The organism is Jiangella mangrovi (assembly GCF_014204975.1).
GTDB lineage: Bacteria > Actinomycetota > Actinomycetes > Jiangellales > Jiangellaceae > Jiangella > Jiangella mangrovi.
This window is the reverse complement of the sequence record NZ_JACHMM010000001.1, coordinates 6,414,912-6,436,212: the sequence shown is the minus strand read 5'-3', so window position 1 is coordinate 6,436,212 and position 21,301 is coordinate 6,414,912. Positions and strand designations below refer to the sequence as shown.

General features: G+C 74.5%; 17 protein-coding genes and 2 pseudogenes. 14 read left to right on the top strand and 5 right to left on the bottom strand.

From position 1 onward, the window contains the following. The first annotated feature begins 49 nt into the window (after window positions 1-49). From HD601_RS29680 to HD601_RS29665, 4 genes are all read left to right on the top strand, one after another. Window positions 50-313 (top strand): phosphoribosyl-ATP diphosphatase, encoded by a 264-nt coding sequence (locus HD601_RS29680; protein WP_184828122.1) that lies wholly within the window; start codon window positions 50-52, stop codon window positions 311-313. Between the two features lie 14 nt (window positions 314-327). After that, window positions 328-1,179, top strand: coding sequence for an ATP phosphoribosyltransferase (gene hisG, locus HD601_RS29675; protein WP_184828119.1), 852 nt, complete (start codon window positions 328-330; stop codon window positions 1,177-1,179). An 88-nt stretch (window positions 1,180-1,267) separates the two neighbouring features. Continuing rightward, on the top strand, window positions 1,268-1,792 hold the full coding sequence (locus HD601_RS29670) for a SigE family RNA polymerase sigma factor (protein ID WP_184828117.1): 525 nt from the start codon (window positions 1,268-1,270) through the stop codon (window positions 1,790-1,792). Next, window positions 1,789-2,982 carry a hypothetical protein gene (locus tag HD601_RS29665; RefSeq protein WP_184828115.1) on the top strand — a complete coding sequence of 398 codons (1,194 nt, stop codon included), beginning with the start codon at window positions 1,789-1,791 and terminating at the stop codon, window positions 2,980-2,982. The genes HD601_RS29670 and HD601_RS29665 overlap by 4 nt, the downstream gene beginning before the upstream one ends. A 12-nt stretch (window positions 2,983-2,994) precedes the next feature. On the opposite strand, the gene HD601_RS36125 is transcribed toward HD601_RS29665, so the two are convergent. The 3 genes from HD601_RS36125 to HD601_RS29650 are packed head-to-tail and all read right to left on the bottom strand — an operon-like array spanning window position 2,995 to window position 5,741. Beyond that, a complete protein-coding gene (locus HD601_RS36125; RefSeq protein ID WP_184828113.1) occupies window positions 2,995-3,825 on the bottom strand; it encodes an MOSC N-terminal beta barrel domain-containing protein in 831 nt (276 codons plus the stop codon). A 9-nt stretch (window positions 3,826-3,834) separates the two neighbouring features. After that, window positions 3,835-4,455, bottom strand: coding sequence for a uridine kinase family protein (locus tag HD601_RS29655; RefSeq protein ID WP_184828111.1), 621 nt, complete (start codon window positions 4,453-4,455; stop codon window positions 3,835-3,837). Window positions 4,456-4,484: 29 nt separating this feature from the next. Beyond that, window positions 4,485-5,741 (bottom strand): amino acid deaminase/aldolase, encoded by a 1,257-nt coding sequence (locus tag HD601_RS29650; protein ID WP_221441423.1) that lies wholly within the window; start codon window positions 5,739-5,741, stop codon window positions 4,485-4,487. Window positions 5,742-5,871: 130 nt separating this feature from the next. Here HD601_RS29650 and HD601_RS29645 point away from each other — a divergent pair, with 130 nt between their 5' ends. Further along, window positions 5,872-6,381, top strand: a complete 510-nt coding sequence (locus HD601_RS29645) for a SixA phosphatase family protein (protein ID WP_184828109.1) — start codon at window positions 5,872-5,874, stop codon at window positions 6,379-6,381. 700 nt (window positions 6,382-7,081) lie between these two features. Here HD601_RS29645 and serB read toward each other — a convergent pair. Together serB and HD601_RS29635 are read right to left on the bottom strand one after the other, a co-directional pair. After that, window positions 7,082-8,311, bottom strand: coding sequence for a phosphoserine phosphatase SerB (gene serB, locus HD601_RS29640; RefSeq protein WP_184828107.1), 1,230 nt, complete (start codon window positions 8,309-8,311; stop codon window positions 7,082-7,084). 14 nt (window positions 8,312-8,325) lie between these two features. Continuing rightward, window positions 8,326-9,081, bottom strand: a complete 756-nt coding sequence (locus HD601_RS29635) for a hypothetical protein (RefSeq protein WP_184828105.1) — start codon at window positions 9,079-9,081, stop codon at window positions 8,326-8,328. 102 nt (window positions 9,082-9,183) lie between these two features. Here HD601_RS29635 and HD601_RS36320 point away from each other — a divergent pair. The 9 genes and pseudogenes from HD601_RS36320 to HD601_RS29590 form a co-directional block, all read left to right on the top strand. Continuing rightward, window positions 9,184-9,708 (top strand): annotated as a pseudogene (locus HD601_RS36320) (ABC transporter ATP-binding protein); the annotation flags it as partial. 298 nt (window positions 9,709-10,006) lie between these two features. Beyond that, window positions 10,007-10,474, top strand: coding sequence for an NfeD family protein (locus HD601_RS29625; protein WP_184828101.1), 468 nt, complete (start codon window positions 10,007-10,009; stop codon window positions 10,472-10,474). Window positions 10,475-10,650: 176 nt separating this feature from the next. Further along, window positions 10,651-11,557, top strand: a pseudogene (locus tag HD601_RS29620) (SPFH domain-containing protein); the annotation flags it as partial. A gap of 439 nt (window positions 11,558-11,996) precedes the next feature. Continuing rightward, entirely contained in the window at window positions 11,997-12,749 is a 753-nt protein-coding gene (locus tag HD601_RS29615) for a TSUP family transporter (RefSeq protein ID WP_184828098.1), read from the top strand. After that, complete coding sequence (locus HD601_RS29610; protein ID WP_221441422.1) at window positions 12,746-13,576, top strand: TrmH family RNA methyltransferase; 831 nt, start codon at window positions 12,746-12,748, stop codon at window positions 13,574-13,576. Before HD601_RS29615 ends, HD601_RS29610 begins: the two co-directional genes overlap by 4 nt. A 53-nt stretch (window positions 13,577-13,629) precedes the next feature. After that, window positions 13,630-16,725 (top strand): hypothetical protein, encoded by a 3,096-nt coding sequence (locus HD601_RS29605; RefSeq protein WP_184828096.1) that lies wholly within the window; start codon window positions 13,630-13,632, stop codon window positions 16,723-16,725. Continuing rightward, window positions 16,722-19,445 carry an ABC transporter permease gene (locus tag HD601_RS29600; protein ID WP_184828093.1) on the top strand — a complete coding sequence of 908 codons (2,724 nt, stop codon included), beginning with the start codon at window positions 16,722-16,724 and terminating at the stop codon, window positions 19,443-19,445. Before HD601_RS29605 ends, HD601_RS29600 begins: the two co-directional genes overlap by 4 nt. After that, the gene (locus tag HD601_RS29595) at window positions 19,442-20,362 is read left to right on the top strand and encodes an ATP-binding cassette domain-containing protein (protein ID WP_221441421.1); all 921 of its coding nucleotides are present in this window, start codon (window positions 19,442-19,444) and stop codon (window positions 20,360-20,362) included. Before HD601_RS29600 ends, HD601_RS29595 begins: the two co-directional genes overlap by 4 nt. Further along, on the top strand, window positions 20,355-21,047 hold the full coding sequence (locus tag HD601_RS29590) for an ATP-binding cassette domain-containing protein (protein WP_184828091.1): 693 nt from the start codon (window positions 20,355-20,357) through the stop codon (window positions 21,045-21,047). The genes HD601_RS29595 and HD601_RS29590 overlap by 8 nt, the downstream gene beginning before the upstream one ends. Window positions 21,048-21,301 lie beyond the last annotated feature (254 nt).

Below are 21,301 nucleotides of genomic sequence, written 5' to 3'. Positions count from 1 at the left end.
GTGAGCCGGTCCGGCGTCGAGGGGTGCGGTATCCGTACCCTTGTGCGACGTGAAGAGTTTCGATGACCTCTGGGTCGAGCTGTCCGCGAAGGTGGAGTCCGGTGAGGCCGGCTCCGGAACCGTCGAGGCGGTCCGTCATGGGGTCCATCACGTCGGCAAGAAGGTCGTGGAGGAGGCCGCCGAGGCGTGGATGGCGGCCGAGCACGAGAGCACGGAGCGGGCGGCTGAAGAGATCTCCCAGCTGCTCTACCACGTGCAGGTACTCATGCTGGCCCGCGGCGTGACCCTCGCCGACGTCTACAACAAACTCTGAAAGGGCTCTGTCCGATGACATTGCGGATCGCTGTGCCCAACAAGGGCTCGCTGTCCGGACCCGCCGCGGAGATGATGCGCGAGGCCGGTTACCGGCAGCGCTCCGACGGCGGCCGCGAACTGGTGCTGCGCGACCCCGACAACGACGTCGAGTTCTTCTACCTGCGCCCCCGCGACATCGCCGTCTACGTCGGCGCCGGCACCGTCGACGTCGGCATCACCGGCCGCGACCTGCTGCTCGACTCCGGTGCCTCGGCCGCGGAGCTGCTGCCGCTCGGCTTCGCCCGGTCGACGTTCCACTTCGCCGCCCGCCCCGGCACGGCCGAGAAGGTCTCCGACTTCGGCGGCCTGCGCGTCGCCACGTCCTACGCCGGCCTGCTGCGCGACTACCTCGCCGACCGCGGCGTCGACGCCTCGGTGGTCCGGCTCGACGGCGCCGTCGAGACCGCCGTCCAGCTCGGCGTCGCCGACGTCATCGCCGACGTCGTCGAGACCGGCACCACGCTGCGCCAGGCCGGCCTCGAGATCGTCGGCGAGCCCATCCTGCGCTCCGAGGCCATCCTCATCGGCCGGCCCGACGGTGAGCGCCCGGCCTCCGTCGACCTGCTGCTGCGCCGGCTCAACGGCGTCATGGTCGCCCGCGGCTACGTGATGATGGACTACGACATCCGCGCCGACCGCGTCGACGAGGCCAGCGCCCTCACCCCGGGCCTCGAGTCGCCGACGGTGTCGCCGCTGCACCGCGAGGGCTGGGTCGCCGTCCGGGCCATGGTGCCGAGGGCCGAGGCGCAGCGCGTCATGGACGACCTCTGGGCCGTCGGCGCCCGCGCCATCCTGGTCACCGAGATCCTCGCCTGCCGCATCTGACTGACATACTGGACGCACATCGTCACGATGCAAGCCGCTCCACTGCGCCAGGTGGTGGCGCGGGCGCGACGAGCGACAGGGGCGGACCATGCTGGGCATCGACGAGGCGTCGTACGGCGAGTTCGTCCGTGCCCGTCGCCGGTCGCTGCTGCGCACCGCGTTCCTGCTCACCGGCGACTGGCACGCGGCCGAGGACCTCGTGCAGGAGACGCTGACCAAGCTCTACCTGCACTGGAGGCGGGTGCGGCGGCGTGAGGACACCGACGCCTACGTCCGCCGCATCCTCCTCAACGCCTACATCGACTCCACCCGCCGGCCCTGGCGGCGCGAGCATGCCGTCGGAGTCGTGCCCGAGGACGCCGTCGGCGGCCAGTCGCCCGACCTCGGCGACCCCGGCACCCGCGGCCAGCTGCTGACGGCGCTGGCCGAGGTCCCGCCGCGGCAGCGTGCCGTCCTGGTGCTGCGGTTCTGGGAGGACCTGTCGGTCGACCAGGTCGCGGCGCTGCTCGACTGCAGTCCCGGCACGGTCAAGAGCCAGACCGCCCGCGGCCTCGACCGCCTGCGCGAGGTGCTGGGGTCCGAGACCCTCGCGGCCATCAAGGAGCAGCTGTGAGTCCCCGCGAGCTCAGGGAGCTCTTCGAGGACGCTCTGGCCGGCGAGCCGGAGCGGGAGGTCCCCGTCCGCGACGACGTCGACCGCGGCCGGCGCTCGCTGCGGCGCCGGCGACGCCGCTGGACGGCCGGCGGCGCCCTCGTCGCGGCGGTGTCCGCGGCGGTGCTGGTGCTGCCCGCGTCGCCGTTGTCGCTGGTCGACGGCGATCCCGCGGACCTCGACGAGGTGATCCGGGACGAGGCGGTGGCGGGGCCCGACGGCGGCGTCGACGCGCTGGAGCAGGAGATGTGGCAGGCGGTCGAGGCCGTGCTGCCCGGCGACGTCGGCCCGGCGGCGGACTTCGCCCCCGGCGGCGACGGTCCCGGGCCGGACCTCTCGCTGCGGCTCGAGCGCCGCGGCGCCCCGTTCACCGTGCGGGTCTGGCTGCAGGAGGCCCGCACCGATCCCGAGGCGTTCCGGCCCTGCAGCCGGCCCGGCACCGCGCTCGAGGTCACCGGCGGCTGGCAGGACTGCCAGGAGGGCGCCGACTCCGACGGGCGCTGGCGCATCTCCGCCGACGTCGACCAGAACGATCACATCACGGTGCTCGAGGGCGATGGAGCCGCCGTCACCGTCGTCCGTCCGGCCGGCACCGGCGTCACCCTCACCCAGGACGAGACCGACGCCGTCGCCGACGCGGTGTGGCAGGTCGGCCGCGACCGCCCGGCCGAGCAGCTGCGGACCGCGATCGACATGGACGCCGCGGCGTCCGAGGCCACGGTCGACGACGTCGTGGCCGTGTTGCAGGAGCGCCTCGGCCTCGGCACGTTCGGCTTCCGGACCTCCGGCCTGACCCACAGCGCGCTGTCCGAGCTGGGGCCGGACTCCGCGTCGGTCTGGGGCCGCTACGTCACCACGTCCGGGGTCGGCGTCGACGTCGTGCTCTGGCAGAAGGACCGCGTCTACGAACCCCTGTGCATCAGCGCGGTCGACGGGTGCCTGGCGCATCCCGGCTCCGTCGTCTACTTCGGCAACGAGCTGGCCGGCCGCTACGACGGCCCCAGCCTGCTGCTGCCCGCCGGGCCGCGCGGCGGCCTGTGGCTGCACCTCGGCTCGACCGATCCCGAGCTCGGGCAGCGCTTCGAGGCGGCCGGCGCCGAGGCGGCCGGGCGCATCAGGTTCGCGGGCGACGACCCGTACCCGCTGCCGTGACCGGTAGCACCGTCAGCCGGCGGTGACCCGAACCTCGTCGCCGACGGCGATGGTGCCGGTGCCGTCGGGGACGAGGTTCATACCGAACCAGACCTTGCCGTCCCAGTTGCGGTGCCGGGCCAGCGTGCGCAGCGGCTCCTTGCCGCGCGTCTGGGTGTCGGGGTCGATGGTGGTGAGCACGCACCGGTCGCACAGCTTGACCGCCCGGAACGGGACGTCGCCGATGCGCAGCTTGCACCAGGTGTCCTCGGCGAACGGCTCGGCGTTGTCGACGACGACGCTGGGCCGGAACCGGCGCATGGGCAGCGGCGCCTCGGGCGGCTCCTCGCCGCGCAGCAGCGCCTCCTCGACCACCCAGTCGTTGAGCCGCGCGAGCGACCCCGTGGTGGTGGCCAGCAGCGGGAACGCGTCGGCGAAGCTCACGCGGTCGGCGGGCAGGCCGTACGCGGGGTTGACGGGGCGCCGGGTGGGGTCGTCGAGCCAGACCAGGCGGACGTCGTCGTCGAGGAGCTTGCCGAACCAGGCGTCGGCGGTGACGCTGGGCCGGACGGCGTCGAGGGTGTTCTTCCAGATCTGCACCGGCACGTACTCGCGCGACGTCGTGGCGTCGACCTCGACGGCGGCGGCGTGCGGCCCCTCGAGCAGGATGCGGCCGCGGCCCAGCGGCGTCACCCGCACGCCGAGCAGCGCCGGCCGGACGCGCGCCGTCACCACGTAGCCGGAGTCGTCGACGACCATCCAGCGGCGGTCGTCGACCAGCCCCCACGGCTCGACCTGGGCCTGCGTCAGCGGCAGTGCCCGGGTCGACTTGACGGGGTAGATGTTCAGCTCGGCGACACGCACGGCAGTACGCTAACCGAGTTCCGGCACGGGCTCATCCTCCGCTTCGACGACCACGTCCCGTAGGGGATCGTGGGGGACGGCGGACGCCGTGTCGACGCGCAGGTCGGCCCGTTCGCGGGTGTGCTCGGCGGCGAAGAGCGCGGTCTCCTGCCGGGCCCAGCGCTCCCAGTGCGGCCGGAAGGCCTCGCCGTCGCGCTCGATGCCGCGGGCCAGGCGCACGTCGTGCGGCGCTTCGACCCAGAGCAGGAACGCCAGGTACGCCGCCCCGGGCGTCGAGCCGCTGCCGCAGCCCTCGACCACGAGGACCGGCGCCGACGGGACCTCGACCCACTCGGCGTAGCGGTCGGCGTGCCAGTCCCAGCGCCGGTACCGGGCCGGGCGCCCGCCGGCGAGCGGCACGAGCACCTGCTCGGCGACGGTGGTGGCGGCGTGCGCGAGGCCGTCCCAGCCGGGGTAGAGGTCGTCCATGTGCACCACCGGCGCGTCGTCGAGGCGCGCCGCCAGCCGGGCGGCCAGCGTCGTCTTGCCCGAACCGGCCGGGCCGTCGACGGCGACCACCGTCGTCGAGCCGGCCCGCGGCAGGGTGGCGCGGATGCGTCGGACGAGGGCGTCCAGCGAGACGACGGGCACGCCCGGAGCGTACCCGCCGCGGCCGCCGTCTAAAGGAAGGTCTTGCCGTCGCCGCGGTAGGTCGCGATGGTGTCGACCAGCCGCTCGCCGCGGACGAGGTAGTACTGGTCGAACCGTTCGGACAGCTCGCCGGCCTTGGCGTGCCGGAACCAGACGCGGTCGCCGATGGCGAGGTCGTCGGCGGGGGAGCCCAGCAGCGGCGTCTGCGCCTCGCCGGCGCCCTCGTTCTTGTCCAGCGTGAGGCCCTCGGGCAGCCACGGGACCGGGAGGCGGTCGCCGCCGGCCGCGCCGCTGGCGATGTAGCCGCCGCCCGCGACGGTGACGATGCCCGCTGCCGGACGGCGGACCACCGGCACCGCGAAGAACGCCGCCGGCCGCGGCGAGAAGCTCGTGTAGCCGTCGAACAGCCGCGGGGCCAGCAGCCCGGACCCGGCCGTGACCTCGGTGATCGACAGGTCCGACACCGTGCGCTCGACGGAGCCGCTGCCGCCGCCGTTGACGAACTCGAGGTCGGCGAACTTGCGGACCGCCTCGACGGCGGCGATGCGCCGTTCGGACAGCTCGGCCCACGACCGCTTCTGCATGGACCGCACCATGCGCCCGCGCCAGCCGCGCCCGGGCGGGGCGTCCTGCACGCCGGCGATCTGCGACTCGTAGCCCATGACGCCGACCAGTCGGAACCCCGGCCGCGACTGCACCGCGTGGGCGAGCCGGACGAGGTCGTCGACGGAGTGCAACGGCGAGCGCTTGGCCCCCACGCGGACGCGCCCGCCCACGGGCTGCCACGAGAGGTCCAGCTCGAGGCAGACCCGGATCTCGACCCGACCGTCCGACGGCGCCACCGCGTCGACCAGGTCGAGCTGCGCGACGTCGTCGACCATGATGGTGATGCCGGCCGCCAGCTCGTCGTCGCCGGCCAGCCGGGCCAGGCCGCGCCGGTCAGCGGTGGGGTAGCCGACGACGACGTCGGAGCTCAGCTCGGTGCCCACGAGCCAGAGCGCCTCGGACAGCGTCAGCGCCAGCACGCCGTGGAAGCCGTCGCGGCCCAGCACCTCGCGCAGCAGCGCCCGGCTGCGCAGCGACTTGCTGGCCACCCGGATCGGCTTGCCCGCGGCGCGCCGGACGAGGTCGGCCGCGTTGACGTCCCACGCGTCCATGTCGATGGCGGCGAGCGGCGCCTCGAAGCCCGCCGTGGCCGTGTTGAGCCGATGCCGCAGGTCAGCGCGGGAACTCGCGACCGGTGGCGTGGGCGCAGGGGCAGCGGGCGGCGGGGGTACGTCTGGCACGGTGGCATCGGGCACGGTGATCTCCACAGCGAATCCTTACCAGATCGGGACGATCGTGGCCATGTCCGCCGGAGTTGTGGCGGGACGACCCCATCCTGCCGCAGGGTACTGGAGCGCTTAGGCTGCGTGGATGGCGAGGACCCTCGTTCTCATCCGGCACGCGAAGGCCGTCCACCCAGAAGGGCGCGACGACCACGCCCGCAAGCTGGCCGACCAGGGCCGCCGCGACGCGCCCGTCATCGGCCGGTGGCTGCGCTCGCAGGACGTCGCGGTGCAGGTGGCGGTCGTGTCGAGCGCGCGGCGAACGGTCGAGACCTTCCGCCTGCTGGCCGACGAGCTGGGCTCCGGTGCGCCCGACCCCGTCGTGACCGACGACGTCTACTACGCGTCGGCCGGCGACCTCCTCGAGATCGTGCGCGCCCTGCCGGCCGAGGCGGCGTCGGCGGCGATCGTCGGGCACAACCCCGGCATCGGCATGCTGGCCGGCGCGCTCGACGACGGCGAGTCCGCGGTCGAGGCGGTGCGCATGCGGGCCGGCTTCCCGACCTCCTCGGTCGCCGTCTTCACCGTCGACGGCGACTGGGCGACGGTCGATCCCGGCGGCGCACGGCTGGTGGGGTACTCCGTCGCCCGGGGTTGATTCGAGGTTCGGCGGTGGGGTGCTGACGTGGGTCGGGCCCACTGCTGTCCGATTGTCGAGGGCGCGGCGGCGCGCCTCAAGTCTGCGCGCGCTGGGGTCGTTTCGCGCTGTGGTGGGGGCGCTGGACTTGACCCGCGCCGCCGCGCCCTCGCCTTTCACAGCACCAGGGCCCCCTCCCCGGAATGGACCCGGCTCTCAGACCCGCTGTGCTCTCTTCTCGCTGGCCGCTACCTGTTGGCGCGTTGGTTTGGCCATTGGTCTCGCTGTGGTCCAGTTCCGCCGGCCGCCCACTGTTGATCATGGAGAAATGCGGGTTCCGAGGCCGGTTTAACCCGCACTTCTCCATGATCATCAAGGATTCGACCCCCTATGGTGTGGTGAATCCTTGATGATCATGGAAAGCGGCCGGCGGGGCTGGATGTCGGCGGGGCGGGTCGCCACACCCAGCGGCACAGTTAGTGGCCAGCGCAAACTGAGGCACAGCGGGGCTGCGGGCCGGGGTCATTCTGGGGGCGGGGTCCCTGATGGTGCTTGAGCGGGGGCGCGGGAGTCCGGGTCAAGCGGTCCCCGATGCGCGAAGCGCCTACTTGGTCCGCTTGAGGCGGTCTCCCGCGCCTCCGACAATGGAGAGCAGCAGGGCCGGCCAACTCGGCAAACCCAGCCGACGGCACACCCCGCCGAACGCAGAACCGAAGGAACCTCAGCGGACGGGTGGCGACGGGGTCGGGGTGCCGTCGGCGGCGTCGGCGGCCTCGATGTCGTCGCGGCTGATGCCGAGCAGGTAGAGGATCGCGTCGAGGTAGGGCACGTTGACGGCGGTGTCGGCGGCGCTGCGGACGATCGGCTTGGCGTTGAAGGCAACCCCCAGGCCGGCCGCGGCGATCATGTCGAGGTCGTTGGCGCCATCGCCCACGGCGACGGTCTGCGACAGCGGGATGCCCTCGGCGGCGGCGAACCGGGCGAGCGCGGCGGCCTTGCCCGCCCGGTCGAGTACGGGCCCGACCAGCCCGCCGGTCAGGACGCCGTCGGCGATCTCGAGGGTGTTGGCGGCGGAGTAGTCGATGCCGAGCTCGTCGGCCAGCGGGTCGGTGATCTGCGAGAACCCGCCGCTCACGATCGCGCACTTGTAGTCCAGCCGCTTCAGCGTGCGCACCAGTGTGCGGGCGCCGGGCGTGAGCTGCACCTCGGCCCGCACCTCGGCGACGGCGGATGCGGAGAGTCCGGCGAGCAGCCGGACCCGCTCGCGCAGCGACGCCGCGAAGTCCAACTCGCCCTGCATGGCACGGGTCGTCACCGACGCGACCTGGTCGAGCTTGCCCGCGCGGGCGGCCAGCATCTCGATGACCTCGCCCTGCACCAGGGTGGAGTCGACGTCCATGACGACCAGGCGTTTGGCCCGGCGCAGCAGCCCGGACGGCTGGACGGCGACGTCGGCGCCCTCGGCCAGCGCGACGGCGGCCAGCTCGGTCTTCAGGCGAGCGGGGTCGGCACCGGACACCTCGAACTCGATGGACGTGACGGGGTACGACGCGAGCCGCACGATGCGGTCGATGTTGGCGCCGGCCTTGGCGACGGTGTCGGTGAGGGCGGCGACGGCGCTCGGGCGCAGCGGGAAGCCGAGGGCGGTGATGTGCGCGCGCCCCGGGGGCCGGCGGTGGTCGCCGTGGCCGGGGGAGAGCTCGACCTCGACGCCCAGCTGGTCGCCCAGCCCCACCAGCGACCGCCGGAACGCGACCTCGTCGAACGAGGCGGCGGGATTGAGGAGGACGGCCAGCACCAGCCGGCCGCGGACCGTGACCTGTTCGACGTCGAGGACCTCGACGTCATGGGCGGACAGTGCGGTGAACAGCTGCGCGGTCAGCCCGGGCCGGTCGCGGCCGGTGAGGCTGACGAGCAGGGTGTTCGCGGGGGGTTCCGGTGGCAGGCTCATCGCAAGCTGAAACGCTATCGCGTCGCCAACGCGTTGCACGCGGCGGCCAGGGCCGAACGCGACGCCCGCTCCAACGGCGTCAGGGCGTCGCGACGCGAGGCCGCCGACGACACCGTCACCGCGCCGCCGTCGTCGCCCAGCGCGAATCGGACGACGGCGAGCAGCCGCGCCGCCCGCGCCGCCACGGCCTGCGCCTGCTGCGGGAATGCACGAGGCAGCGGGTCGGACTCGCGGTTGGTGCGGATGTCGGTGAGCAGCGCCTCGACCTCGGGCCGCCAGGACGGCACGTCGAGGTCGGTGAGCGTCGACCCGGCCGCCAGCAGCGCCGTCGTCAGCTCCTTGTCGGCGTCGGCCAGCGACGGCCCGAGGGGAGCCGGCTGCGCAGAGCGGACCATCCACGTGACCATGTGGCCCTGGTCGCCGGGCGGGCCGAACGTGCGGACGTCGGGCACCAGGGCGTACGGGGCGCCGTCGGCGATGACCGCTTCGCCGGCGTCGACCGCGTAGCCGTTGAGGTCGGCCGGACCACCCAGGCCGGTGGGGTCGCCAGGCGCGGGCAGCGCGACCAGGAACGCCGTCGCGCCGGCGCCGCGCAGCGCCCGCAGCGCCTCGGACAGCCCGGTGGCGGTGGCCGCGCCGGGGACGTCGACGGCGTCGTGCGGCTCGTCGTCGGCACGGACGCGGTCGACGACGTCGTCGACGCTGGCCTCGTTCCGCAGCCAGGCCGTGCCCCACGCCGCGAGGCGTGCGGACCGGGGGAGGGTGACCATGAACCAGAGCCTACGACGTGCCCGATAGAGTCGGGCGGGGGTTCCGGGGCGAGCACCCGCCATCGCCGCCGCTAGTCGTTTCGAGGGAGCCGGGTCCACGCGATGTCCGATGTGCTCGAACTGGCCGACGTCACACTCGTGCGCTCGGGGAACCGGCTGCTCGACGAGGTCACCTGGTCGGTGTCCGACGGGCAGCGCTGGGTGATCCTCGGGCCCAACGGCGCCGGCAAGACCACCCTGCTGCAGATCGCGGCCGCCCAGATGCACCCCACCAGCGGCTATGCGGCCGTGCTGGGCGAGATGATGGGTGCGGTCGACGTGTTCGAGCTGCGCCCGCGCATCGGCATCACCAGCGCTGCGCTGGCCGAGCGCATCCCGCGGCAGGAGTCCGTGCTCGACGTCGTGCGGACCGGCGCGTACGCCGTCGTCGGCCGGTGGCGCGAGTCGTACGAGGACCTCGACGACGACCGCGCCCGCTGGCTGCTCGGCCGCATGGGGGTCGCGCACCTCGCCGAGCGCACGTTCGGCACGTTGTCCGAGGGCGAGCGCAAGCGCACCCAGCTCGCCCGCGCGCTCATGGCCGACCCCGAGCTGCTGCTGCTCGACGAGCCCACCGCCGGTCTCGACCTCGGCGGCCGCGAGACGCTGGTCGCCACGCTCGGCGAGATCGCCGCCGACCCCGCCTCGCCGGCCACCGTCCTGGTGACCCACCACGTCGAGGAGATCCCGCCCGGGTTCACGCACGCGCTGCTGCTGGCCGGCGGCCGCGTCGTCGCCGCCGGGCCCATCGCCGAGACCCTGACCGACGAGCATCTGACGACGGCGTTCGGGCTCCCGCTGCGCATTCGCCACGACGACGGACGATGGTCCGCCAGAGCCGTCGCAGGGGAGCGCGAGGGCGTCGCCACGCCCTAGACTTGACGCTATGCAGGACTTCCTGGACTGGCTCGCCGACCACGACTGGGTCGCCTGGCTGGGCCTCGCGTTCGTCCTGGGCATCGTCGAGACGACCACCGTCGACCTCATCTTCCTCATGCTGGCCGGCGGCGCACTGGCCGGTGCGCTCGCGGCGGCCATCGGCATCGACGCGCTGTGGCTGCAGATCGTCATCGCCATCGCCGTCAGCGTTGCGCTGCTCGGGTTCGTCCGGCCGGTCGCCAAGCGGCACCTGCGCACCGGCGGCAGCACCCGCACCGGCGCCGCCGCGCTGGTCGGCCGCAAGGGCGTCGTCGTCGAGACCGTCGACTCCGAGCGCGGTCTCATCAAGCTGGCCGGAGAGATCTGGACCGCGCGCAGCTACGACGGCAGCTCCGTCATCGAGGCCGGACGCGACGTCGATGTCATCGAGATCCAGGGCGCGACGGCGCTCGTGTTCGAGGCCGACCCGCGCTAGACACCTCCCGGAGGGTCGGGCGAAGCCGGGAGCGACAGGGGGCCGGAGGCCTCCTCGAGCTCTCGGCCCGCCGCAAAGGACTAGGTGACCGTGCAAGGGTTCGCCCGGCCCGACCTGTGTTATTGATAGGTTGTCGCAGACCCGCCTGGCCCCCAGAAAGTAGCGGAAGGTCGTTCATGGAAGCCGGTCAGATCTTCGTCCTCCTCGTCGTCATCCTCTTGGCCATCTTCGTCCTGGTGACGCTGGCCAAGTCGGTGCGCATCGTGCCCCAGGCGCGGGCCGGCATCGTCGAGCGCCTCGGCCGCTACCAGCGCACCCTCGACCCCGGCCTGACGGTCGTCGTGCCGTTCATCGACCGCGTGCTGCCGCTGCTCGACCTCCGCGAGCAGGTCGTGTCGTTCCCGCCGCAGCCGGTGATCACCCAGGACAACCTGGTCGTGTCCATCGACACCGTCATCTACTACCAGGTCAACGACCCCAAGGCCGCGACGTATGAGATCGCGAACTACATCCAGGGCATCGAGCAGCTGACGGTCACCACGCTGCGTAACGTCATCGGTGGCATGGACCTCGAGCGCACGCTGACCAGCCGCGAAGAGATCAACAATGCGCTGCGCGGCGTCCTCGACGACGCCACCGGCAAGTGGGGCATCCGCGTCAACCGCGTCGAGCTGAAGGCCATCGACCCGCCGCCCTCCATCCAGGACTCCATGGAGAAGCAGATGCGCGCCGACCGCGACAAGCGGGCGGCGATCCTCAACGCCGAGGGTGTGCGGCAGTCGCAGATCCTCACCGCCGAGGGCCAGAAGCAGTCCGCGATCCTCACCGCCGAGGGCGACAAGCAGTCGACCGTCCTGCGGGCCGAGGCCGAGAAGCAGGCGCAGATCCTGCGCGCCGACGGCGAGGCGAAGGCCATCGGCGCCGTCTTCGATGCCATCCACCGCGGCAACCCCGACCAGAAGCTGCTGGCCTACCAGTACCTGCAGATGATGCCCGAGATCGCCAAGGGCGACGCCAACAAGGTCTGGATCGTGCCGAGCGAGTTCGGCAAGGCCCTCGAGGGCCTGGGCGACGCCGTCGGCCGGTTCGGCTCCGGCTTCGCGCCGGGCGCCATCCCGGCCGACGACACCGCCGCCGAGGAGATCGAGGCCGCCGCCCAGGAGGCCGCCGCCGAGGGCGAGGCCGCCGCTGCCGCCGCGCAGGAAGAGGTCCGCCGCGCGCTGCAGGCCGCCCAGGTCGCCTCCGACCCGACGACGCCGCTGCCGTCCGGCATCAACACCGGCGAGCCCGGCTCGGCCGAGGACGCCCCGGCCGACGGAGCCGACGCGACCGCCCCGGCCGACGAGGACGACGCCACCGCCGCGGACGACGAGGCCGACGCGACCGGCGAGATCCCGGTGACGGGGACGCATGACCGTCCGGGGACGGGGAACGGCCCGGCCATCGGGCGCGACCTGACCCAGGACGAGCCGCCCTCGACGCCGCCGAACCACCCGCCGGCGCCGCCCGCGCCGCCGGCGGGGTGAGCCTGCTCGACGTCGTCGCGATCGTCGCGGCCGGGTTCGCGGCGGGAGCCATCAACGTCGTCGTCGGCTCCGGGACGATGATCACGTTCCCGACGCTGCTGGCGCTCGGCTACCCGCCGGTGGTGGCCAACGTGTCCAACACCGTCGGGCTGGTGCCGGGCTCGGTCATGGGCGCCTGGGGCTACCGCGAGGAGCTGCGCGGCCAGCGCGACCGGCTCGTGCGGTTCGGGGCGCTGGCGCTGGTCGGCGGGGCGGCGGGCGCCGTCCTGCTGCTGGCGCTGCCGCCCGGGGCGTTCGAGGCGATCGTCCCGGTGCTCATCATCCTGGCGTGTGTGCTGGTCGCGCTGCAGCCGTGGATCGCCCGGCGGCTGAAGGAGCGGCCGGCCGGGCGCGAGCACGGAGGCCCCGTCGTCTGGTTCCTGATCCTGCTGACGGCGGTCTACGGCGGCTACTTCGGCGCCGCGCAGGGCGTGCTGCTGCTCGCCGTCATGGGCGTCGCGCTCTCCGACACGCTGCAGCGGCTCAACGCCGTCAAGAACGTGCAGGCCGGGCTGGTCAACCTGGTCGCCGGCATCGTGTTCGTGTTCGTCGCCGACGTCGACTGGGCGGTCGCCGGGCTGATCGCGGTCGGGTCGGCGCTGGGCGGCCTGCTGGGCGCACGCATCGGGCGGCGGCTCTCGCCGGTGGTGCTGCGGGTGGTCATCATCGTGGTGGGTGTCGCCGCGGTCGTCTACCTGGTGGCGGGGTGACGGTGCCACCGGCCGGCAGCGGCCCGCGGATCGTCGAGGTCGACGCCGTCGACGACGAGCGGCTGGCCGACTACGTCTCGCTGCGTGACGTGCAGCTGCGCCAGTCGCTCGAGGCCGAGCACGGGCTGTTCCTGGCCGAGGGCGAGAAGGTGGTACGCCGAGCGGTCGCCGCGGGGTACCGGCCGCGCTCGTTCCTCATGGCGCCGCGCTGGGTCGAGGCGCTCGCCGACGTCCTGGCCACGGCCGCCGACGCACCCGTCTACGTCGCGCCGGAGCCGGTCATCGAGGCCGTCACCGGCTTCCACGTGCACCGCGGCGCGCTGGCGTCGCTGCACCGCCGCCCGCTGCCGCCGGTCGCCGACGTGCTGGCGGACGCCGCGCGGGTGGTCGTGCTCGAGGACCTGGTCGACCACACGAACGTCGGCGCGATCTTCCGCTGCGCCGCGGCGCTGGGCTGGGACGCCGTCCTGCTCGGGCCGCGCTGCGCCGACCCGCTCTACCGGCGCGCCGTCAAGGTCTCCATGGGCACCGTGTTCTCGGTCCCGTACACGCGGGTCGACGAGTGGTACGACGCGCCCGGCGCGCTGGCCGCGGCGGGCTTCGAGACGCTGGCGCTGACGCCGGCCGACGACGCCGTCGACCTCGCCGACGTGGCGCCCGCGGGCCGGACGGCGCTGCTGGTCGGCGGCGAGGGGCACGGGTTGTCGGCGCGCTGGATGGCCGTCGCGGACCGCCGCGTGCGCATCCCCATGCAGGCCGGCGTCGACAGTCTCAATGTGGCTGCAGCGACTGCTGTGGCCTGTTATGCCCTACGTCGTCACAGGTAGTCTGTGCCGATCATGCGTGGGGGAAACGGTTGCCGAGCCGGCGGACAGCACCGATGAGGGTCAAGCGCGCGCGTGCCCACGGCGCTGTCATCGCCACCGTCGCGGCCTGGGTGTTCGTGGTCGCCGCCGTCACCACCGGACTGGTCGGTTACCTGGTCGTGGCCAGCCAGGACGGCGTCCGCGAGGCCCTGCGCGACGCCCCGCCCGCCGAGGCCGCCGTCCAGGCCACCACCCGGCTCGGGCCCGACCCCGCCGCCCAGGACGCCGCCGTCCGCGAGGACGTCGCGGCTCGCTCCGGCGGCGCTCCGCTCGAGGTCCACCGCAGCCTCGCCGGCGGCGAGGACGCGCTGGCCGTCCCCGGCAGCGACGACGAGGCGCGCGGCGTCCTGACCGTCTACGACGACCTCGGGGCGCACGCCGAGCTGGTCGACGGCGCCTGGCCCATCGAGGCCCAGGTCGGCATCACGATGCCCGAGGCGCCCACCGCCGTCGCCGCGGCTCTGCACGCCACCGCCGCCGAGGCGCTCGGCCTCGCCGTCGGCGACGAGATCACCGTCGGCGAGACCGTCGTGCAGGTCACCGGCACCTGGCTGCCCGCCGACCCGCGCGACCCGTTCTGGTTCGGCGACCCGCTCGAGGTCGCCGGCGTGGACGGCTCCGCCTACGGGCCGTTCGTGGTCACCGAGGCCGCGCTCGCCGCCGTCGAGCCGTCGCCGCAGGTCCGCTGGCGGGTGACGCCGCAGGCCGACGCCATCACGCCCGGCCAGGTCGCGGCACTGGCCGACACCCTGCCCGGCCTTGCGACCACCCTCGAGGACGACGATCGCGTCAACGTCCGCGGCGTCGCCGTCAGCGGCGAGCTCGCCGCGACCGCCGCCGCCCTCGACGCCGACGTCGACCGCGGCACCAGCGTCTCGGCCGTCCCGCTCATCGTGCTGGTGGCGGTCGCCGTCGTCACCGGGGCCCAGGTGGCGCGGCTGCTCGGCGTGGTGCGCGAGGTCGAGACGACGCTGCTGCGCTCGCGCGGGCTGTCCGCGGGCCAGCTCGTGTGGTGGTCGGTCCTCGAGTCGGTGGCCGTGGTGCTGCCGTCGGCGGCGCTCGGCGCGGCGGCGACGGTGGCCGCGCTGCGGGCGGGCGGCGGCCCGGCCGTGGACGCCGGCGTGGCCGCGTGGTGCGCCGCGGGCGTCGCGGTCGGCACCCTCGCGCTGCTGGTCACCGGCGCCGCCCTGACCGCGCGTCGCGGCGTCGAGGACACCGTCGCGTTCACCAGCCGGCGGGCCACTGGCGCCATCGGCTGGACCTTCGCCGCGGTCGCGCTGATCGCCGCGGGGGTCGCCATCTGGCAGCTGCGCCGCTACGGCACCGGCGCCGACGGCGGCGGCAGCGCGGACCTGCTGGCGACCCCCGGCCCGGCGCTCGCGCTGCTGGCCTGCGCGGCACTGGCCCTGCTCGCCGTCCCGTTCCCGCTGGCGCTGACCGAGCGGGTGCTGTCCGGACGGCGCCGCCTCGGGCTGCTGCTACCGGCCTGGCAGGTCACCCGCCGGCTGCCTGTGTACGCGTCGGTGGTCGTGCTCGTGGTGGTGACGGCGGGCGCCGGCGTGCTCGCGGCGTCGTACTCCGCAACCTGGACCGGCCTGCAGGAGGACCTCGCCGACGTGCGCACCGGCGCGGACGTGCGGGTGACCTTCGACCGCGCCGGCCCGCTCACCGCGGCCCGCCCGGCCGAGTCCGCGGAGCCGTTCCTGCAGGTCGACGGCGTGAGCGACGCGGTCGGCGTGCTGGCCACCGGCGCCCGGGTAGGCGACGAGAGCGCCGCCCTGCTCGCCGTCCCGGCCGGCGGGCTGCGCGACGTGGCCGAGACCCGCGACGACGTGTTCCCGGCGGACCGCGTGGCCGACGCCGTCGCCCCCGGGCAGGAGCGGCTGACCGGCCTCGAGCTGCCGGCCGGCACCGAGCGCGTCGAGATCGAGTCCGACGGCGTCTCCGCGGCCACGCTGCTGGTCGCCGACGACGACGGCGTGCTGGCCCAAGCCGAGGCCGACGGCGGGATGGCCACCGTGCCGGCCGGGTTCGGCACCGTCGTGGCCGTCGACCTCACCGTGTCCGTGGCCGGCCCGACCACCGCCGCGGTCACCGCGCTGCGCGCCGTCGACGGCTCCGGCGCCGCCACCGACCTGCCGCTGGACGGCCTCGCGCCGTGGACGCCGCAGGTCGCGGCCAGCTACCGCGTGAGCATGGGCGACCCCGGTGAGACGCCGCTGTCCGCCGTCATCCACGCCGACAGCTCCGGCGCCGTCGTCCGGCTGATGCCGCCCGGCAACGCGAGCGAGCCGATCCCCGTCGTCGCCTCGCAGGCCGCGCTCGACCGGTTCGGCCTGCAGGTCGGCGACCCGGTCAGCCTGCACGTCGTGGGCACCCGCGTCGACGCGAAGGTCGAGTCGGCCGTGGCGGTCGTGCCCGGCGTCGCCGACCCGGTCGCGTTCGTCGCCGACCTGCCGAGCATCACCGAGACGCTGCTGCGCACCGCCGACCGGCCGCAGCGGATCACCGAGGTCTGGCTGAGCGCGGGAGCGACCGACGGCGCCGGCGGCTCCGGCGGCTCCGACGGCGACACCGCGGCGCTCGCGGCCGCCGTCGAGGACGCCGGGCTGAGTGGCGCCGCGCAGGTCACCGACCGGCAGACGGTCCGCTCCGGGCTGCTCGACCACGGGCTCGCACGGCACGTCGTGCCGGCGTTCTGGTCGGTCGCGGTGGCGGCGATCGTGCTGACGGCCATCGGCGCGGTCGCGTCGGCGGCGACGCTGCAGCGGCAGCGACGGGGTGAGCTGGCCGTGCTGCGCGTGGTGGGAGTGGCGCCGTCGGAGCAGGCCCGGTCGCGGCGCATCGAGCAGGCCGGCATGGGGATCCTGGCCATGGTGGCCGGTGCGGTGGGCGGGGTGGTGGTCGCCGCGCTGACGGTGACGGTGCTGGCCCGCGCCGCGACGTCCGGGGTGCCGGAGGCGCTGGACCCGGTCGGCGGGGCGAGTCTGGGCGCGCTGGCGGTGTTCGCGCTGGTCCTGGCCGGGGTCGTCGCGGCGGTGGCGCTGCTGCACGCCTCGCGAGCGGGTCGTGACGCCGCGCTGGCGGTACCGGGGGAGGAGCGGCGATGAGCGGGCGACGGGGTACCGGGCGCCTGGGGACCGGGCGGCTGTTCCGCCGGCAGTTCCTCGCCGACCGCGCGGCCGCGCTGGTCGTGGTCGGCGTCGTGTTCGTGCTCGCGCTGGTGGCGGCCGCGCTGCCGCGGCTGGCCGAGCAGGTGTTCACCGACGACCTGCGTTCGGAGATGGCCGGCACGCCGGCGACCCTGCGCGACGTGACGTCCGTCGCCGCCGTTCCGCCGCCCCTCGGCAGCGGCGACGACGTCTGGACGACGTTCGACCAGGGGCTGGCCTCGGTCCGCGACTCCGCGCCGGCCGCCGTCCGCGAGGCCACCGGGCCGGGCCGCTTCGTGCTCACGACGCCGACCGCCCGGGTCGAGGTGCGCACTCCCGAGGCCGTCGTCGACGTGCTGCCGACCGTCGACCCGTACTGGACCGAGACCGTCCGCGTCGTCGACGGCGAGCCGCCGGCCCCGTTCACTGCGCCCGCGACACCGGGCGAGCCGGTCGTCGTCGACGTCATGCTCGCAGCAACGTCGGCCGAGGCCCTGGGCTGGGCGGTCGGCGACACCACCGCCGTCGAGCCGGCGCGTGGCGCGACGGTCACCACGGCGCCGCTGGTCTACCGGCTGTCCGGCGTCTACGAGGCCGTCGATGCCGCCGCGACGGGGTGGACGCACCACCGCGCCGCGCTGGAGCCCGAGGTCTTCGACGACTGGGACCGCGGCCGCGTGCTGACGGTGGCCGCGTACGTCGAGCCGAACTCCTGGCCCGAGCTGGCGCCGTTCATCGGCTGGCCGGTCGAGACCCGGCTCTGGTTCCCGGTCGACGTGTCCGACGCGCGGGCCGGGTTCACCGAGCCGCTGCGTGACGGGCTCAGCCGGTTCGTCGCCGCCGCGCCGACGCTGGCCGCGGGCGACGCCGCCGACCCGACCCGCACGCTGGTCAGCCCGATCCTCACCACCGGCTCCATCGACGTGCTCGACCGCGTCGCCGACCGGCACGCGAGCTCGTCGGCGGTCATGGCGATCGTGGCTGCTGGCCCGCTGGGCGTCGCGCTCGCGGTGCTGGCGCTGGCCGCCCGGCTCATGGTCGAACGGCGGCGCACGTCGCTGGGGCTCATCGGCGCCCGGGGCGCGTCGCCGCTGCAGTTGCGGCTGCTCATGGCCATCGAGGGGCTGCTGCTGGGGCTGCCGGCCGCCGCCGTCGCGACGGTGCTGGCCCGGCAGGTCGTCGACGGTCAGGGCGGCAGCGCCGGCCTGCTGCTGCCGGTCGCCGTCGGACTGGCGCCCGCCGTCCTGCTCCCGCTGGCCGCGCGCCCCAAGGGGCTGCGTGCCGTCCGCCGCGACCTCGGCCTGGCCCGCCCGTCGCGGGCCCGCAAGCTGGTCGAGGGGCTCGCCGTCGGCGCGGCCGTCGCGTCCGCCGTCGCGCTGAACTCCCGCGGCCTCGACGCCGGCGAGGGTGCCGGGGTCGACCCGCTCACAGCCGCGACCCCGCTGCTGCTCGCCCTGGCGGTGAGCCTGCTGGTCATGCGGCTCTACCCGCGGCCCATGGCGGCCATGGGGCGCCTGCTCGGCGGCCGCCGCGGCACCGTCGCCTATCTCGGCACCGCGCGCGCCCTCCGCGATCCCGTCGCCGGGTTCGTGCCGATGCTCGCGCTGGTCGTGGGCATGTCGATCGCCGCGTTCTCCACCGTCGTCTGGTCGACGACGGAGCGCGGCATCGAGGAGACCGCCTGGCAGCAGGTCGGCGCCGACGTCCGGGTGTCCGGGTCGCCGCTGACCGAGGCCGAGCTGGCCGCCGTCCGCGACCTTCGCGGGGTGGCCGCCGTCGCGCCCGTCGTCACCACCGGCTCGACGCTGTTCAAGGTCGGCGCCATCGACAACCGCATCCCGCTGTACGTCGTCGACGTCGAGGAGCTCGACGCGGTGCGCGCCGGCGGGACCGCACTGGACCCGCTGCCCGGCGGGCTGACGACGCTCGGCCCCGGCGGCGAGGTGCCGCTGCTGGTGGGCGACGGGCTGATCGACGACGGCGCCACCGGCACGCTGACGCTGAGCGAGAAGCTGGACGCCTTCGTGGCTGGGTCGGCCGGCCCGATCCCGGGGCTCACCACGGGCAACCGGTGGATGATGGCCGACCGCGGAGTGCTCGAAGATGCCGGCGTCCGGATCATCCCGCCGCGGCTCACACTGGTCGACCTCAGCGACGGCGCCAGTGCGGCCGCCGTGGCCGACGCCGTCGGTGCGCGGATCGTGACGACGCCGGACTCCGCCATGGCCGACCTGCGCGGGCCGGTCAACGACGGCACCGCCAGGGCCATCGTCGGGGCCATCGCGCTCACCGGGCTGTTGTGCGCGGCGGCCGTCGTGCTCACCATGGTGGTCGGGGCGCCCTCGCGCGGCCGGCTGCTCTCGCAGCTGCGCACGCTGGGGCTCTCCGGCCGGCAGGGCGAGGGCCTGGTCGTCTGGGAGGCCGCCCCCGTGGCGGCGGTGTCGCTGGTGACGGGGCTGCTGCTCGGCGTCGGGCTGCCGTGGGCGGTGCTCTCCGGCGTCGACCTGCGGTCGCTGACCGGCGGCGGCGAGCAACCGGCGGTGCACCTGCCGTTCGGACTGCTGGTCGCGGTGACGCTGGGCTTCGTGCTGGTGGTCGCGGTGGCGGTGGTGGTGGCGGTGCTGACGGGACGGCGACTGGCTCCGGCCAGCGTCCTACGGATGGGTGACGAGACGTGACAGCTGTTCTGGACGGCGCCGAGCGGCGCGACATCGTGTGCGAGGACCTCGTGCGCATCTACACCGCCGAGGGCGTCGAGGTGCAGGCGCTGCAGGGCCTCAACCTGCGCGTCGACGCGGGCGAGGTCGTCGCCGTCGTCGGCGCCTCCGGGTCCGGCAAGTCGACGCTGCTGAACATCCTGTCCGGGCTGGACACCCCGACGGCCGGCGTCGCGAAGGTCGCCGGGCACGACATGCTGACGATGCGCGGGCGCGAGCGGGTGCGCTACCAGCGCCACACCGTCGGGTTCGTGTGGCAGCAGACGTCGCGCAACCTGCTCCCGTACCTCACCGCCGCCGAGAACGTCGCCGTTCCCGCCGCCATCGCCCGTTCGGGTGGGCGCGCGCGGTCGTCGCGGGTGGAGTTGCTGCTCGAGGCCATGGGCGTCGGTCACTGCCGCGACCGCCGTCCGGCCGAGATGTCCGGCGGCGAGCAGCAGCGGGTGGCCATCGCCGTCGCGCTGGTCAACGAACCGCGCGTCCTGCTGGCCGACGAGCCCACCGGCGAGCTCGACGAGGCCACCTCGGCCGACGTGTTCGAGGCGATCCGTCACGCCAACACCGAGTTCGGCGTGACGGTGCTCGTGGTGACGCACGACCAGGCGGTCGCCGGGCACGTCGGGCGGACGGTGCAGATCCGCGACGGCCGCACGGCGACGGAGATCCTGCGGCGCACCGAGCTCGACGAGCACGGTCAGGAACAGCACATCGCCGAGGAGTTCGCCGTCCTCGACCGCGCCGGCCGGCTGCAGCTGCCCGACGACTTCGTCGGCGCGCTGGAACTGCGCGACCGCGTCCGGCTGGCGCTGGAACCGGACCACATCGGCGTGTGGCCCGACGAACGGGACCGACGGACGGAAGGGGTCGCCGGTGAGTGAGGGTCACGCCGTCCGGGCGGTCGCCGTGAGCCGGGTGTTCGGCAGCGGGGCGCGCGAGGTGCACGCCTGCAACGCCGTCGACCTCGAGGCCCACCCCGGCGAGCTGCTCGTCGTGAAGGGGCCGTCCGGGTCCGGCAAGACGACGCTGCTCAACCTGCTCGGCGCGCTGGACCGGCCGACCAGCGGGCAGGTCTTCATCGGCTCGCTCGAGGTGTCGGCGATGAGCGAGAAGGACCTCGTCCCCGTGCGCCGGCACGAGATCGGCTACGTGTTCCAGTCCTTCGGCCTGATCCCCATCCTCACCGCCGCCGAGAACGTCGAGATCCCGCTGCGGCTGCAAGAGCTGGACCCGGCCGCTCGGACGGCGCGGGTTTCCGAGTTGCTGGCGCTGGTGGGGTTGGACGGGCACGCCGAGCAGCGGCCGTACGAGCTGTCCGGCGGGCAGCAGCAGCGGGTCGGCATCGCGCGGGCGCTGGCGGGCGACCCCGACGTGCTGATCGCCGACGAGCCGACGGCCCAGCTCGACACCCGGACCGGTGCCTCGGTGATGGCGCTCATCCATGATCTGGTGCGGACGCGCGGGATGACGGCGGTCGTCGCGACCCACGATCCTGCGCTGATGGAGCAGGCCGACCGGACCGTCGAACTGCGCGACGGCCGCGTGGTGGACGCCGCCGTGGCGTGAGTCTTGTCGTTCGGCGGGGGAGTGCTGACGTGGGTCGGGCCCCTGCTGTCCTTCATTGTCGAGGGCGCGGCGGCGCGCCTCAAGTCCGCGCCCGCTGTGGTTGCGTTGGTGCTGTGGTTGGGGGGCTTGGACTTGACCCGCGCCGCCGCGCCCTCGCTCTCAACAGCACCAGGGCCCCCTCCCCGGAATGGCCCCGGCCCTTGGTGGCGCTGTGTCTCGGGTCGCGCTGGCCGCTGGCGGTTCCGCTGTGGTGT